Here is a 15,028-nt window from a genome sequence, read left to right as displayed (position 1 = left end):
ACGTCGTTTAAACATCAACCAAAACCATTATCCAGCATGTTACCACAACTTGCCAAAACCCTTGCCTGCTTGCTTATCCTAAGCTTAATTATTTCGGTTAACCCGATATCGGCACAAACTAAATATGACGTGCTCAATTTCCGGATCGATTCATTGGCCGCAGTAGGCTTGCCCAGGTCGGCTTTGAAAGAGGTTGATAAGCTCGACAAGCTGGCCCACGATGAAAGTAATGCGCCGCAGCAAATTCGTGCAGTAATTTACCGGATGACATTTCAGTCGTACATTGAGGAAAATGCCTTGTCTGCCATTATCTCCCGGTTAAAAGCGGATATTGATAAGGCGAAGTTCCCCGTAAAGCCGGTGCTGCAATCAATGCTGGCCGAAATGTACTGGAATTATTACAAGGACAATCGTTACAATTACAGCCAGCGGAGCCGCCTTGAAACGCCCGGCAACGATTACACCAAGTGGGACCTGCAAACCATCATTTCAGAAACAGCAAAACAATACCGGCTATCGCTTGCAGATACAAAACAGTTACAGGCCACGCCAATCGGCACTCTTGATGGTGTTTTAAAGGGCGATAAAAGCATCCGTTATTTGCGGCCCACACTTTATGACTTACTGGTACAGCGGGCTTTTGAATTCTTTTTGGCTGACGAACCGGAAATCATCAAACCCAAAATGGCGTTCTATTTGGATGATCCTGCTTTTTTTGGAGATGGCGGTTCATTTGTTAAGTTGAACGTCAATAGTGTCGACACCGCTTCGTCCTGGTATCAGGGAATTAAGTTGTTGCAGCAGGTTACAGCATTTCATCTGCACGAAAACAATACAGATGCCCTCGCTGATCTGGAACTGCAACGTCTTAAATTTCTGCATATAAAATCTACTTTAAGCAATGCCGACTCGTTGTATCTGGCGAGCTTAAAACGTACAACAGCCAATTATGCTGCTAAACCGATAAGTGCCGAAGCTTTAGTACAAATGGGGCTTTACTATCAAAATATTGATAGCCTGGTTACAGCGCATAGTTATTATGAAAAAGCTAAAGAGTTATTTCCGAACAGTATAAGTGGAAAAAACGCGAAGGCTTACATTCATGAGCTAGAGCAACAGGCCTTATCAGCCCAAGTTGAAGAGGTATATGCTCCCGGCAAACCATTATTAGCAAGCTTGCAGTATGCTAATATTAAACAGGCAAAGTTTGCAATTTATAGGGTTACCGATGCGCAAATAAATCAGCTGAAAAAAGGCAATAACCAGGATGAAGAATGGGAGTTAAACATCAGCAAAAAGGTGTATGATTTTGTAACCAAATTAAAGCCCGCGGAAACCGGCGAACTTTTGCTGCCTGATATGCACGATTATAAAAACCACCATGCCGAATTTAAAATAGCACCGTTGCAGCCGGGCAATTATTTTATTGTAGTTGATGATGCTTTGCAAAATAAGCCTGCATTAACCGGTTTGGCGCGTTTTAGGGTAAGTGGTTTAGCCTGCGTTACACGGCAATGGCTTAACGGAGTAAAAGAGATCAGGGTACTTGATCGTGATAGCGGAAAACCGCTTAAGGATGTAACGGTTGATGTATACAATACTTATAACGGTAAAGACAAAATGTTAAGGAACCCTATCAGTAAAGGCAACTCCGATGCTGACGGAGTATTCACTTTTACATGTAGAGGCAATTACTATAATGTGGACCTTTCAACTGACAATGATCGGCTAACCGGCAGGCAAAACTATGTTTATGGTGTTGTAGAAACATCGCAGCCGTCTGCCGAGCCTGTCGAAAAAACAATTTTGTTTACCGACAGGCAGATCTATCGCCCGGGGCAAACAGTTTATTTTAAAGCGTTGCAGATAAGTACGTTGAATAATAAAAGCAGCATTGTGCCTAACGCGCAGATTATTGTTAGTTTGTTTGATGCCAACAGACAAAAGCAGGGCAGTCTGAACCTTAAAACCAATGAGTACGGTACCGTAACAGGTTCATTTATTATACCTCAGCAAACGCTGGGTGGAATGATGTCTGTAATTACTGATCATGGCTCGGTAACGATCCGCGTTGAGGAATACAAACGGCCTACCTTCCAGGTAACATTTTCGCCGGTAAAGGAAACGTATAGGTTTAATGACTCTGTACGTATCAAAGGTAAAGTTACCGCGTTTTCTGGCTACGGGTTATCTGGCGCAGGAGTAGCTTATCACGTTAAGCGAACACCAACATATCGCCCTTATTATTTAAAAATGGGAGGTAACGACTACATCGTAGGAGGCACGCCGGCTGAGATAGCATCTGATACCATTAAAACAAATACCAATGGCGAATTTCAGTTTGCATTTAAAGCTTCACCCGGTAACGGAAAAGTTCCGGATATGTATAATTACAGTATCGCCGCCGATGTAACTGATGGAAGCGGTGAAACACAGTCGGCAAATACCGAAGTCAAAGTAAGCGATAATGTGCTCGATCTGGAACTGACAGTGCCTGAAGAACTTTCAGTCAAGGATAAAACTACCATACATGTAAAGCTTAGCAACATAAATGGCCAACCGCAAAACGGTATGCTGAATGTGAAGGTGTATTCGTTGAGGCAACCAGAAAGCGTGTTCAAAAAACGCTTATGGGAAGCGCCTGATCAACACCTGATGGATGCCGGTGAGTTTAAAAAGCTGTTTCCGGGCTATGCCTATAAAAAAGAGGACAAACAGGAAACCTGGCAAACAGATAAAACTATTATCGACGACCGCATAACTGTTGCAGATAGTACCTATAGCCAACTTGATCTGGCGGCAATGAAACAACAGCCAACCGGCGTTTATAAATTGGTTATAAATGCCAGGAGCGGTAAGGGCGATACTACATCGCAAACATATTTTATCAAATTTCACGCTGAGGCTGGCAGGGCACCGGATATGGATAGCTGGGCAACTGTCATTAATGATAAAATAGATAAGGCCGGGCAAACTGCCGAATTTTGGTTGGGCACAAGCAGGGAAACCCATATCCTGGTTGAAAAATATGAGGGGCCTAAAATGCTATCGGCAGAGTGGCTTACTGTTAGCGGCGGTCAGCAGCGGAGCTTAAAAATACCTGTGCCTGCAACCGCTAAAAACAATTTCGCGGTGCAATTTTTAATGCTGAACGATAACCGTTTGTACCGCAGCTATACCCACATCAAAATAAAAGACACTACATCGGCATTAAAGGTCCGGTTGCTTACTTTCAGAAATAAGTTACAGCCCGGCGAAAAAGAACAATGGAAAGTACAGGTATCGGCGCCTGGTAAAGAAAAGGAGCAAGCCGAATTATTGGCCGGTATGTATGATGCCTCGCTTGATGACGTTGCAATTCCACAAACCTGGGATAAGCAATTACCAACATATGACGGCAACAATATCTATTATTTTAGTTGGGAAAATTATGATCAATTTGTAGAGTTAATTAGCACTGCGCCCTTTGATTATTCCCGATACTATCAAACACCCATTGTTGCAAGTTTTAATTATGAAACGTTGGATTGGGCGGACTACAATTACTTTGGCGGTTATAACTATGGTTACAATAACTATCTCGCATCTGTATCAAATTATAAAAATGGTTCTGCTAAAGACAGGCAGATAGAGGCTTTGTTCATCAAAAACTCAGCCCTTGTAAAAAACGGCTCAATAGTAAGCGGCCGGGTGCTTAACCTGTTTAAAATGCCAATAGCAGATGTTAAGATCGCGATCAAAGGCACAAATATTAGTACAACATCCAATTCATTAGGTTTTTATAAGATTAAAGTACCCAAAAATGCTACACTGGTGTTTAGCGGAAAGTACCTGGCTACGTTATATATGAACCCGCCGGTAAATGGGTATGTGCGGATGGGTTTGAAAAATGCCGCTCGTGTAAGATTTAACGGAAAGGATTATCTGAAGAAAACGTCTGCGGATACGGATGGATACATGGCAGTTAGTGAGCCGGTTGGCAATAGTGATATGACAGGAGTTGTCGAAAGTGAACCTAACGCAATGTACGCGTTGGCGGGAAGAGCGCCCGGGCTACAGGTTGCTTACGATGTAGCATCGGTAAATCAATATGCTAACAATAAAGTAGTTTTGCGGGAAATAGCCGTAAAGCCTGTTGGGAAATTTGATAGAGAATTATTATCTGTTGGTTATGGTACACTTAAACCAATCGCTACCCGCAAAAACTTTAACGAAACCGCTTTCTTTTACCCGCAGCTCCGTACAGATGAAAAAGGACAGGTATTGATTGAGTTCACCATGCCCGAGGTGCTTACCAAATGGAAGTTTAGGGCTTTCGCACATGATAAACAGCTACAGCTTGGCTATACCGAGGCAGAAGTTGTTACACAAAAACAATTGAGCATAAACGCCAATATGCCCCGCTTTTTACGTGAAGGTGATACGGTGACCGTTTCCGCCCGGTTAGCTAATCTGGAAAAAGAGCCGTTAAAGGGGCAGGTGGAATTACGGCTCTTCAATGGTATTAATATGCAACCCGTGTCATTATTTTTAAGTAATGATGAGGCGCGGCAAAAATTTGAAATAGGAGCTTCGGCAACAAAACCAGTTTCTTTCAAATTGGTAATTCCGTCTGGCCTTGATGCGCTTACTTATCGCTTAACTGCCGATGCGGGTAAATACAGCGACGGCGAAGAAAATACTATCCCGGTATTGCCAAACCGCATGTTGGTTACCGAAAGTTTGCCGATGATGGTAAGGGCCGGGCAAACTAAAACATTCAATTTTGATAAGCTAATTAACAATAGCAGCACTACGTTAAAAAGTAAAACCCTTACGCTGGAGTACAGTCAAAATCCGGCCTGGAATGCTGTGCAGGCCATTCCTTACATGATGGAGTTTCCGTATGAGTGTTCGGAACAATTGTTTAGCCGTTATTATGCCAATAGCTTGTCGACAGATTTGATCAGTAAAATGCCGTTGATCAAGCAGGTGTTTGATCAGTGGAAAAGTGGCGACAGTAAAGAATTGCTCTCCAATCTCGAAAAGAACCAGGAATTAAAAACCACACTGCTCGAAGAAACACCATGGCTGCAGGATGCCCTTAGCGAGTCGGAGCAAAAGAAAAGGATAGCCCAGCTTTTTGATCTCAATAAAATGAGCTACGAAATGAAGGCTAACCTGGATAAACTGAAACAAAAGCAATTACCGAACGGCGCTTTCCCCTGGTTTGGGGGAAATTATGCCGATGATTACATCACCCGCCATGTTTTGGAAGGAATAGGACAGCTTTATCATCTGAAGATAGCCACAGCTGATAATAAAATATTAAAAGAGATTGCCGGCAAAGCGCTTGGGTATATGGATGCCGGGCTGATAAAACAGGATAAAGAAGAGAAGAAACAAAAGGACTATCAAAAAAGAGAGATTGGTTACGATGAAGCCCATGCGTGGTACGTGCGGAGTTACTACACTGATAAGCCAATGGAACCGGCGTTAAAATCTATCTTCAATAATTATCTGAAACGAGCCGAAGATCAATGGGTAATGCAAAGCATTTATGAGCAGGGAATGATAGCCGTGACTATGTTGCGCAACGGCAAGCCATTGGTGGCAAAGGCCATCATTAAATCGCTGATGGAAACTACACAAACTTCGGATGAGATGGGAATGTACTGGGGTAAAAACATGGTTGGTTATTACTGGTACCAGTCGCCGATTGAAACGCAAAGTTTAATGATAGAGTTGTTCACTGAGGCTGGTAATAACGCGAAAACGGTTGAGGAAATGAAAATATGGCTTATGCGCAACAAGCAAACCAATAACTGGAAAACTACCAAAGCGACTGCCGCTGCTGTATATGCCCTATTGCTAAAACAGGAAGACTGGCTGCAAGGTGGCGCATCTGAAATTAAGCTCGATAATAAGCCTGTCGCCGATTTAAAACCGGATGTAAAGGCTGATGCAGGTACAGGCTATATCAAAACCAGTTGGGGTGACGAGCAAATAAAGCCGTCATTAGGCAAGGTGGAGATCAAAAATAACGGGAAATCCATCAGCTATGGTGCAATGTACTGGCAGTACCTGGAGCAAATGGATAAGATCACCCCATCGCAAACGGATATTCATCTTGAACGTAAATACTTTATTAAAAAACAAACAGATGCAGGGCCTATATTACAGACAGTTGATGCGGCTCATCAGCCTAAAACCGGCGATCTGCTCAAAGTGGTGATTTATTTAAAAGCCGGTCGTGATTATGAATATGTTCAGTTGAAAGATCTTCGCCCGGCGGGTGCAGAGCCCGTATCAGTTCTGTCCGAATATAAATATCAGGATGGCTTATCCTATTACCAGGTAAATAAAGATGTCGCTACCAATTTTTTTATTAGTAATTTAAATAAAGGCAATTATGTGTTTGAATACGAATTGCGGGTAGTACAGCCTGGCAATTATTCAACGGGGATTACCAGTATCCAATGCATGTACGCGCCGGAGTTTAATGCACATAGTGAGGGGAGCAGGGTGGTGTTTAAGTAGAATGATAAGTTTTGATGTAAAAAGTGAAGTCTCCGACGTCGGATGATTATGCCTGTAATCTTCAGACTACAGTGGTTCAAATAGCGAGGCTGTATAAATCAAATTTACCACCCTTGACGTTATGTTACCTGTGAATTGAAATTTGACCGATAATATTTATCCAAAAAGGGGGTTAACACTTTTTTACATAAAAATCAATCAACTGATTGATTATAAGTAATATAGTAAAAGCATAACCCCGAATTCTGTTAACCCTGTTAACCCTGTTAACCCCCTTTTTGTCAGTAAGGCAATCCGAAACTATCGCTTAAGTATCCAGATAAGCCAACAAAAAAACCCGGAGCTTTTAACTCCGGGCCGTAGATGTGATAAAAACGCAGGTATTAAACCTTCTTAAAAATGCTTGATATGTAGCCGACCTCTGCACGTTCGGGTGCCCGGTCAATGTAGGTTTGTCTATCTTGTGGTGCCCATGTACCTAAGCCGTCAACATAGCGATTGAACATGCAAAAAGCCGCGGCAATTAGTACAGTGTCATGGATCTCCTTATCACCAGCTCCCTCCGAGCGAGCGGCTTCAATTTGTTGGGTGGTTACTTGCTTACCGCCTTTTTGTACGCTGCCGGCAATGGCCAATAGGGCTTTCATTTTCGCTGAAAGATCAGTTGCCGAAAAGTTGGCTTTGATGGCGTCTATCTCATCAATATTGCAGCCAAGGTAATAGCCGGCTACTGCACCGTGTACATTTTGGCAAAAGAAACAATCGTTGAGGTAGGATACATAGGTTGCTATCAGTTCCCGTTCTCCGCGCGATAGGGAATTGTTGTCATCGCGAAGCAGTTGTTCGGCAAGGGCATTTAACGGGGCCTCTGTTTCCGGACTATAAAACATCAGGCCGCGGATGCCGGGCAGGTCGTTATTTAATTCTATATGTGCCATATCTGTCTGGTTAAAAATTAATGCTGCGGTTGTGGTAATACATAGCCTTTAGCCATACGTTTGCCCATTTCGGCATAAGCTTCCGGATCGGTAGGGGTGAGACTGGCGAGGCCGTCAACATAGCGGTTAAACATGCTGAAGGCGGCGGCTATTAACACTGCATCGTGGATCTCGCGGTCGGTAGCTCCTTCTGCACGTGCTGCGTCAACATCTTCCTGCTTTACTTCTTTACCCAGGATCTGAACCTTACCTGCAATATTCAACAGGGCTTTCAATTTGGCGCTGATAGGGGCTTCGGTCATGTTGCGTAAAACTTCGTCAACAATAAGGGCGTCATCTTCATAAAGGCAACGGGCGGCAGCGGCATGACTGCTGTAGCAAAACGTGCAGTTATTACGATAGGATACGTAGGTAGCAATCAGCTCGCGGTCGGCCGGACTTAAGGTTGACTCTCCGCGTAATAATACTTCGGCAAGTTCATATAGATACTGACCAGTTTCGGGCCTGAACATTACCAGCGAACGGATGCCCGGAACGCCTTCGGGTACATTGATGTGTGCCATATTTTTAATTAGTGAATTAGTGAGTTATTGAATTAGTGATTTTTTTAATTTTCTAAGCTTTCGGCTTTAAGCCTTCAGCTTTTTGCTTTTTGCTTTTTCCTCGCCTTCGGCTTTCTCCTGTACAAATAATACTACCAGCAAGCCTATTATAAATACCAGTGAAAAGATGAATAGCGAGTTACCGTAGCCTCCCAGGGTTGATACCAGCACGCCTACAAATAAAACCGCGGTAGCTGTAAAAATACGCCCGATGTTGAAGCAAAAGCCTGTTGCAGTTGCTTTGATGCCGGTTGAAAATAATTGGGGGATATAGGCTGATAATACGCCCTGGCTCGCCCCAAAGAATAAAGCCAGTATGATGATCTCGATATAAACTGCTGTACTAAATGTAGTATTAGTTTTAAACAGGATAAATGACATACCCGCGCAAACCGCGAAACAGATCACCATGGAGCGCCTGATGGATAGTAAGTTAACAAGCCATCCTGAAAAGAAACCACCGATTAAACCACCCATGCCCATACACATCATGCTCAGGCCGCGTTCTTTTGCGGCATCATGGTCGGTAATCAGGCTTTGCACCCAGGTAGGCAGCCATGAAAATATGGCCCATAAACCTATCAGCATAGTGCCAAAGGTTAAGGAGCCTACAATAAGCTCGCGGCGATGGCTTTTAGAGAGCAGTTTATTCAAGGGATTTTCGCGGTTGGCGATATCGTTACGGTAGTTGAGCCAGTTTTCAGATTCATTCAAAACCAGGGCGCCTATCAATGCCAGTGCAAGAGGGATCGCCCCGACAAAAAAGCCCGACCGCCATGATGATACAATAAAGTTGATTAGCCCTGCGGAGAAAATACCTACCGGGAAGGCTATGGAAAGAATGCCTATGATCACTGCTTTGCTTTTGGCCGGCCAGACTTCGCTCACCAGCGTTATGGATGTTACCAAAACGCCGCCTACGCCAAAACCGCTGAAAAAGCGGCAACACAGCACGCCCCACCAGGTTGGCATTAACCCGGTTAAAATGGTAAATACGCCATAGCTGCCAATGGCGAGCAGCAGGGCTTTTTTCCGACCCATTTTATCGCTGATTACCCCCCAGGTAAAACCGCCAAAGGCCCAGCCGAATATAAAAATGGCATTGATGTACCCACTTATGGCGTTGATCTCATCAGCAGGCACAGTTCCCTGCAGGTCTTTTACCACAACGGGCAGGTAAACCGACATCAGTGTTGATACGGAGCCACCCAGAGCAGTACTAAAAAAACAGATTGCAAACAGCACCACCCTATAGGCGGCGCTGAGGTTTGTTTGAGGTTTTACAACCTGCTCATCAATTGTTAAAGTGCTCATGTTGTTTATTTTAAAAGGTCATCAAATATTATTGATACATAATAAATAGCGCCAATTGCCGGCGAACCATATGATTGGTAAATACGGTTGTTGAAAATATTGCTGCCACCAACTTTAATTGTTGATTTAAATTTTGGCAGTTTTTTGTTGAACTGCAGATCAACAACTGAATAAGCATCAACGCGACCGGGACGGGTACCGTTAAATGTGCCGTACCAGTCGTAAGCGGTTTGCCAATGCCACGCCGCGTTAAAGCCAAAATCATTGATTACGTTTTGCTGTTGCCAAATGTAGCATTGGTGCTCCATTTTGGTGTATTGAAAGCCGCAATATTGTTAGGATTAGCGTTGCGAAGGTTAAATACTGATAAAGTTGCGTTACCACCCAAAGCGTAACCGCCGTTAAGCAGGTATGTTAAACCGGCGCTTGCTCCTTGGGCCGATACTTTATCCGGTGCGTTGGTATACAACTGGAAGGCGTGAACCTTACCGTTAGGAATATCAGTTGCGGAGGCTGTGGTAATCTGGCCATCAGAACCAAGAATTGGATTGCTGGGTTGAATAACCACAGTATTCAGAATAAAGTTGGTGTAGCTGCTGTAATAGTAGTTTACGTCAATCAGTAATTTATCCATCATCAAGCCTTTATAGCCCACTTCAAATGCTTTTTGCTGCTCTGGTTTAATGTAGGCTACGCTTGCTTTTTGGAGCAGCCCCTTGTTTTGTTCGATAGCCTGTGGGAATGACGTACCGCTTTGTACCGCCTTGCCAAACGCAGCGCCAAAAGCGCTTACCGATGACGAAGTGAACGAGTTTTCATAAACGTTTAAGCCCTTGCTGTTATTAGGCGCACCGCCCAAAATAGTGATAGGGCCCACGTTGAGATGAATGAACTGATCAACAGGAGTTGGGTTCCTGAAACCGGTTTGGTATGATGCCCTGAAATTGGAGGTTTTATCAACTGTATATACTGCCGAAAAACGAGGGGTGAAGCTTCCTTTAAAGTTTTCGTTTTTATCATAACGGATAGAGGCTGTTAGTTTCAGGTTGTCATCAAACAGTTTTTTGCCGGCTTGTAAAAATGAGCCGTACTCTTTAATGGTTACACGATTTACCTTATCATCAAACAAGCTGCCGTTGGTGAACATCCTGTAATTGCGGAAACTGCCTCCGGCCAAAAGCTCAAACACTTTTAAGGCGCTGGTAAAATCATACTGGCCTTCAGCATGGTAAAATTTACTGTTACTGAAAACGCCTGCACCGCTCAAACCATAATTATGGATAGAAGCATTTTTGGCATTGTTAAATTCAGTTGTGCCTGGTAAAAAACGGCCCTGATCGGCAAAGGCCCTTGCTGAGGAATTGCTATTAGGAGTAACACCACTTACCGTGCCGTTAAATGCCGCGGCATAACGGGTAAACCAGGTGTCATCAGCTTTATCAGGAGTTACGGTGTTGCCGTTCAGGTCTTTTACCCAGTCGCGGTTAATGAATTGGGCCAGTGAGCGGGTGTTGTACGAGTCGTGTGAGTTTTCTTCAACCGAGTAGCCACGGATAAAGAAATTACTGCCTTTTAACTCAACCCTGTGCGTTTGCAAAACAAAGTTATTAAGATCGAAACGGCTGCTGCCGGTATAGCTTGCAGTACCGCGACCGTAGTTGTACTGGTAAATAGCCTCAAGGTTATTGCTGAAACGGTATTGCAAAGCACCGTTCAGTTTAAGGCTGTAAACGTTATAGTTCATCAGGTCTTTTTCTTCATAACCTGTTCTGGAAACCAGGCCAATGCCGGGTAAGGTTTTTGTAACCTCATCTCCATAAATATTTAGCGCATCGCGCCCGGGGTTGTTGGGCCCACGTTGCGCTGCCGGTGTTGAAGCGCTAACGTCGGTATAGTTATCGGCATACCAATCGCGGCCGGTGAGGTACGAAGCATTGATCTTAAACGCGAATTTATCGTTGAATGCCTTAGCATAGCGAGCTGCAAAATCATACAAGCCCTGTGGTTTTACGACCGATTCGCTGAAGTGATTAAGGCCTGTTTTTACCTGCACGGTTAAGCCCTGGTATTTGAAAGGGTCTTTGGTTTTAAGCGAAAGTAAGCCGTTAAAAGCTACCGGGCCATACAATGCCGAGGCAGCGCCCGGAATAACTTCCACGCTTTCGATATCAATATCCGAAGCGCCAAAAAGGTTACCAACTGAAAAGTTTAAGCCTGGTGTTTGATTGTCCACGCCGTCAACCAACTGCAAAAAGCGACTGTTACCCGTGCTGTTAAAGCCGCGGGTGTTGATCTGTTTATAGGTTAAACTGCTGGTAACCGATTCAAGGCCTTTCAGGCTTTGTAAACCATCATAAAAAGTAAAAGAAGGATTTTCCTTAATGGCCTTGAGGCTCATTTTTTCGATACTCACCGGCGATTGTAAAATGCTTTGGTTGATCCGCGTGGCAGATGATACCACCTCGTTAAGCACAATCGCCTTTTGGGTTAGTTTGATGTTGATATTATTACTGGTAGATGTTACCAGGCTTTCCTGTACTTCAAAGCCCACGGCGGATATAACGATAGTAAAGGGCAGCTTTAATCTGTTGGCATTTAAAGTGTAGTTACCCTTCGAATCTGTAGTGGTGCCTGTAAGCTTTCCTTTAACAGAGATGCTGGCACCCGAAACAGGCCTGCCTGTAGCGACATCAGTAATGTTCCCCGTTATCTTAATTTCCTGGGCAAACGCGTTTATGGAGGTGAGCAATAATAAGACGAATAAAAGTTTTTTCATTGTGATTGGTTTTACTTAAATCAGGGGTTAGGATTGTTTTTTTAAATGGTCATATCCTTGCGGCAGGCGGGTATAACCATGGTTAACAAGGCGTTCGGCCAGTACGTTGTAGTAACCGGCATCGACAGGCAGGGCGGTGGCCAGGCCGTCAACATAGCGGTTGTAATAGCAAAACAGGGCAGCTATCAGTACGGTATCGTGAATTTCAACGTCTGTAGCACCGGCAGCTTTGGCCCAATTAATGGCCTCGGTAGTTACGCTCCGGCCGTTTTGAGCAGTTAGTTTGGCAATGGTAAGCAGCGCTTTCATTTTCTCGGTAACCGGGGCGGTTTCAATATTTTCCTTTACTTTTTGCGCTGTTTCGGCTTCACCAGCCAGCAGATCGGCAGCGGCGGTATGTGCCGTTGTACAAAAGGCGCACTGGTTGTTGTGCGATACCACGATGGCAATCAGTTCACGATCAGCTTCGGATAGGGTTGAAGGACCACGTAATAAAAATTGTTGTAAGGTTACGGATAGGTTGTGCCGGTTCTTTGGCATATTCCAACAGGCCGGTAATGCCCAGCAAATGGCTTTCAAGGGTAATATAAGGCATAAATAATGGGTTGAATGCTGAATTTAGTGAGGGGGGCGTACCTGTCCGGAGGTTATTGATGCTATCGATATATAATTGTTGTCATAGCGTTTGAGCTACGAATTTAGCTATCGACAGAAATAAATAACACAGCAGGGTAGCAATCGCTACCCCCCGAAAATGAATTAAAACACGGAGAAGATTAGCAAACGACCCTTGGTGGTTGCTCTGGAATGTCCTGGTGAGCAGGAATTAACTGTTGAACAGGGTGAACAACGGTTTGTTGAGTGTATTTTATCGGGCAACTAAATTCAAAATGCACAAAAGCGAAATTGAGGTTGTCCTGCATTATTATTTTACCGAAAGGCACATGTTCTTTTTGCGGTACCGGGTTTTCTTTTACATCCTTTGCGTTAATGATGTTCTTATCGGCCAGCCGGGTGGTTTCGTAGTTTGGGATGCACATCAAATAAATTGCGCGACTGGTTACGCGCATTTTTTGATAATTGTAGCTGTTGTTGCCAAACCGGATCTGCCCATGAATATTTTCGTAGTTTTTCCAGTCGGTTATGCCAGGCATGTTTACCGGGATTACTACCTCGGTAAGGTCTTTCACATTGTAAAAGCCTTTGGCAGTTTGTTCGGCAAAGTATTTATTGCTTTTGTAAACCATGAACTGATGCAATGCCAGTTGCCCGCCTATATTAAGCAGGTGAAAACCGAGCAGCATTAGGGCAATAAACTTCTTCAATTGGTTTACGAACAATGAGTTGCTTAAAATTGCTGTTTATAAACGTAGTATCCAAATTTATTTAGAATAATTACGCGTAATGTGTAGCTGGTTTTCTTATTCTTTACCGGTTGTGATTAAAAGTTTCAATAGCTCTCGTACTGGTTGAACTTTCGGCTTAAAGAATGTCTTGTTCACGACATGGCTTGTCCGGTTCACATAGTTAGTGATAGGGCACCGGGCGATATCAGGGTATCTTTGAGCATACAAAAAACAAAAATTAATAAATAAATAACACAATGGAAACTATTCAAGAATCAGGTATCAGTAAGATCAAGGTTATCAACGCTATCTCAGCTAATAAAATCGACAAAGTATTATATACCGGTAAAGTTCGTACAGTTGGCGGTCGTGACGGTGGTTCATCTGTTAGTACCGATGGCCAGTTGGATATCAAACATTCAACTCCCGGAACCCCTAAACCAGGCACAAACCCCGAGCAATTATTTGCAGCAGGCTGGTCAGCATGTTTTGAAGGCGCCATCGGTATTGCTGCCGCTAAAAAAAGGATTGCACTCCCTGCCGAATTGGCTATTGATGCCGAAGTGGATTTGGGTATTACTACCGGTGCCTATTTTCTGCAAGCCCGTTTAAACGTAAGCTTACCAGGCCTGGATGTTGAAGTTGCCAAAGCATTGATTGAAGAAGCACACCAAACATGTCCTTATTCAAAGTTAACTTATGGTAACATCAACGTTGAGATCAATTTAGTATAATTCGCTCCCTCCGCCCCCTGAAGGGGGTACTTTAAAAGTCATAAAAAGGCCTGCTCCTGTTAAAGAGAGCAGGCCTTTTTATGTATGGAAAATCACAGATTTAAATCTCTATACTTTCGCCAATGGCTGGTAAAAACAATTTTATCCCTGCCTGTTCAAATTGTTTAAAAGCTTTGTCCTTATCTATTTTAATAAAGCCAAAAGTATCATAGTGAACCCCCAAAACCTTATTGGCCTTAACAAGCTTTACCGCTTCAATGGCATCTTCAATACCCATTGTTAACATGTCCCCGATAGGGAAAACCGCGAAATCGAGATCAACCCATTTGGCCACCAGTTCCATATCTAAGGTGAGACCGGTATCGCCGCTGTAATACAGATTGCCATCATCAGTCTTTAAAGCATAACCGCAGGCCACGCCTGCATAGCTGCCATCCGGAAAACTGGCCGAGTGCTGCGCGATGAATGATTTTGCTGTGCCGAAATCAAAGGTCACTTTACCACCCGGGTTTAAAGGATGTACATTTTTAACGCCCTTTTTGCTGAAGTAATCGTAAACCTCATAAATGCCTACAACCATAGCGCCCGTACGGTTGGCTATAGTTTCTACATCCAAAATATGATCGTAATGCCCGTGTGATACAAAAATGTAATCAGCTTTAATTTCATCAATGTTGATTTCTTTTGCCAATTCGTTACCTGTAATAAAGGGATCAAACAAGACGTGTTTACCCCCGGCAACTACCGAGAAGCATGAGTGACCGTAATAGTTGAGTTTCATTGGTTTGCTTTTTTATGT

The 15,028-nt window shown here is 43.7% G+C and carries 10 protein-coding genes; 2 read left to right on the top strand and 8 right to left on the bottom strand.

Annotated elements, in window-relative coordinates; translation table 11 throughout:
* Nucleotides 1-36: 36 nt before the first annotated feature.
* The gene (locus tag ABID99_RS18410; RefSeq protein ID WP_373614718.1) at nt 37-6,519 is read left to right on the top strand and encodes an alpha-2-macroglobulin family protein; all 6,483 of its coding nucleotides are present in this window, start codon (nt 37-39) and stop codon (nt 6,517-6,519) included.
* Nucleotides 6,520-6,902: 383 nt separating this feature from the next.
* Here ABID99_RS18410 and ABID99_RS18405 read toward each other — a convergent pair whose 3' ends face one another.
* The 7 genes from ABID99_RS18405 to ABID99_RS18375 form a co-directional block, all read right to left on the bottom strand.
* Nucleotides 6,903-7,457, bottom strand: coding sequence for a carboxymuconolactone decarboxylase family protein (locus tag ABID99_RS18405; RefSeq protein ID WP_373614717.1), 555 nt, complete (start codon nt 7,455-7,457; stop codon nt 6,903-6,905).
* A gap of 17 nt (nt 7,458-7,474) precedes the next feature.
* Nucleotides 7,475-8,020: a carboxymuconolactone decarboxylase family protein gene (locus tag ABID99_RS18400; RefSeq protein ID WP_373614716.1), complete on the bottom strand. Its 546-nt coding sequence runs from the start codon at nt 8,018-8,020 to the stop codon at nt 7,475-7,477.
* A 66-nt stretch (nt 8,021-8,086) separates the two neighbouring features.
* Nucleotides 8,087-9,373 (bottom strand): MFS transporter, encoded by a 1,287-nt coding sequence (locus ABID99_RS18395; protein ID WP_373614715.1) that lies wholly within the window; start codon nt 9,371-9,373, stop codon nt 8,087-8,089.
* Between the two features lie 5 nt (nt 9,374-9,378).
* On the bottom strand, nt 9,379-9,681 hold the full coding sequence (locus ABID99_RS18390; protein ID WP_373614714.1) for a hypothetical protein: 303 nt from the start codon (nt 9,679-9,681) through the stop codon (nt 9,379-9,381).
* Nucleotides 9,642-12,149 (bottom strand): TonB-dependent receptor domain-containing protein, encoded by a 2,508-nt coding sequence (locus tag ABID99_RS18385; protein ID WP_373614713.1) that lies wholly within the window; start codon nt 12,147-12,149, stop codon nt 9,642-9,644. The genes ABID99_RS18390 and ABID99_RS18385 overlap by 40 nt, the downstream gene beginning before the upstream one ends.
* A 27-nt stretch (nt 12,150-12,176) precedes the next feature.
* The gene (locus ABID99_RS18380) at nt 12,177-12,689 is read right to left on the bottom strand and encodes a carboxymuconolactone decarboxylase family protein (protein WP_373614712.1); all 513 of its coding nucleotides are present in this window, start codon (nt 12,687-12,689) and stop codon (nt 12,177-12,179) included.
* A 236-nt stretch (nt 12,690-12,925) separates the two neighbouring features.
* Nucleotides 12,926-13,474, bottom strand: a complete 549-nt coding sequence (locus tag ABID99_RS18375) for a hypothetical protein (RefSeq protein ID WP_176623271.1) — start codon at nt 13,472-13,474, stop codon at nt 12,926-12,928.
* A gap of 278 nt (nt 13,475-13,752) precedes the next feature.
* On the opposite strand from ABID99_RS18375, the gene ABID99_RS18370 reads away from it, so the two are divergent.
* Nucleotides 13,753-14,229 (top strand): organic hydroperoxide resistance protein, encoded by a 477-nt coding sequence (locus ABID99_RS18370; protein WP_090523523.1) that lies wholly within the window; start codon nt 13,753-13,755, stop codon nt 14,227-14,229.
* Between the two features lie 100 nt (nt 14,230-14,329).
* Here the strand turns inward: ABID99_RS18370 and ABID99_RS18365 are convergent, their stop codons facing one another.
* On the bottom strand, nt 14,330-15,010 hold the full coding sequence (locus tag ABID99_RS18365) for a metal-dependent hydrolase (RefSeq protein ID WP_373614711.1): 681 nt from the start codon (nt 15,008-15,010) through the stop codon (nt 14,330-14,332).
* Nucleotides 15,011-15,028: the final 18 nt, after the last annotated feature.

Origin of the sequence: Mucilaginibacter sp. OAE612, from assembly GCF_041806395.1 — a bacterium.
GTDB classification, from domain to species: domain Bacteria; phylum Bacteroidota; class Bacteroidia; order Sphingobacteriales; family Sphingobacteriaceae; genus Mucilaginibacter; species Mucilaginibacter rubeus.
The sequence above is the reverse complement of the archived record's forward strand: the minus strand, read 5'-3'. Positions and strand labels throughout refer to the sequence as shown.

Bases quoted from the DNA above. Each gene is read 5' to 3' on its own strand.
- ABID99_RS18405 (WP_373614717.1), bottom strand. From the start codon at position 7,457: ATGGCACATATAGAATTAAATAACGACCTGCCCGGCATCCGCGGCCTG.
- ABID99_RS18390 (WP_373614714.1), bottom strand. From the start codon at position 9,681: ATGGAGCACCAATGCTACATTTGGCAACAGCAAAACGTAATCAATGAT.
- ABID99_RS18370 (WP_090523523.1), top strand. From the start codon at position 13,753: ATGGAAACTATTCAAGAATCAGGTATCAGTAAGATCAAGGTTATCAAC.
- ABID99_RS18385 (WP_373614713.1), bottom strand. From the start codon at position 12,149: ATGAAAAAACTTTTATTCGTCTTATTATTGCTCACCTCCATAAACGCG.
- ABID99_RS18400 (WP_373614716.1), bottom strand. From the start codon at position 8,020: ATGGCACACATCAATGTACCCGAAGGCGTTCCGGGCATCCGTTCGCTG.
- ABID99_RS18380 (WP_373614712.1), bottom strand. From the start codon at position 12,689: ATGCCAAAGAACCGGCACAACCTATCCGTAACCTTACAACAATTTTTA.
- ABID99_RS18395 (WP_373614715.1), bottom strand. From the start codon at position 9,373: ATGAGCACTTTAACAATTGATGAGCAGGTTGTAAAACCTCAAACAAAC.
- ABID99_RS18410 (WP_373614718.1), top strand. From the start codon at position 37: ATGTTACCACAACTTGCCAAAACCCTTGCCTGCTTGCTTATCCTAAGC.
- ABID99_RS18365 (WP_373614711.1), bottom strand. From the start codon at position 15,010: ATGAAACTCAACTATTACGGTCACTCATGCTTCTCGGTAGTTGCCGGG.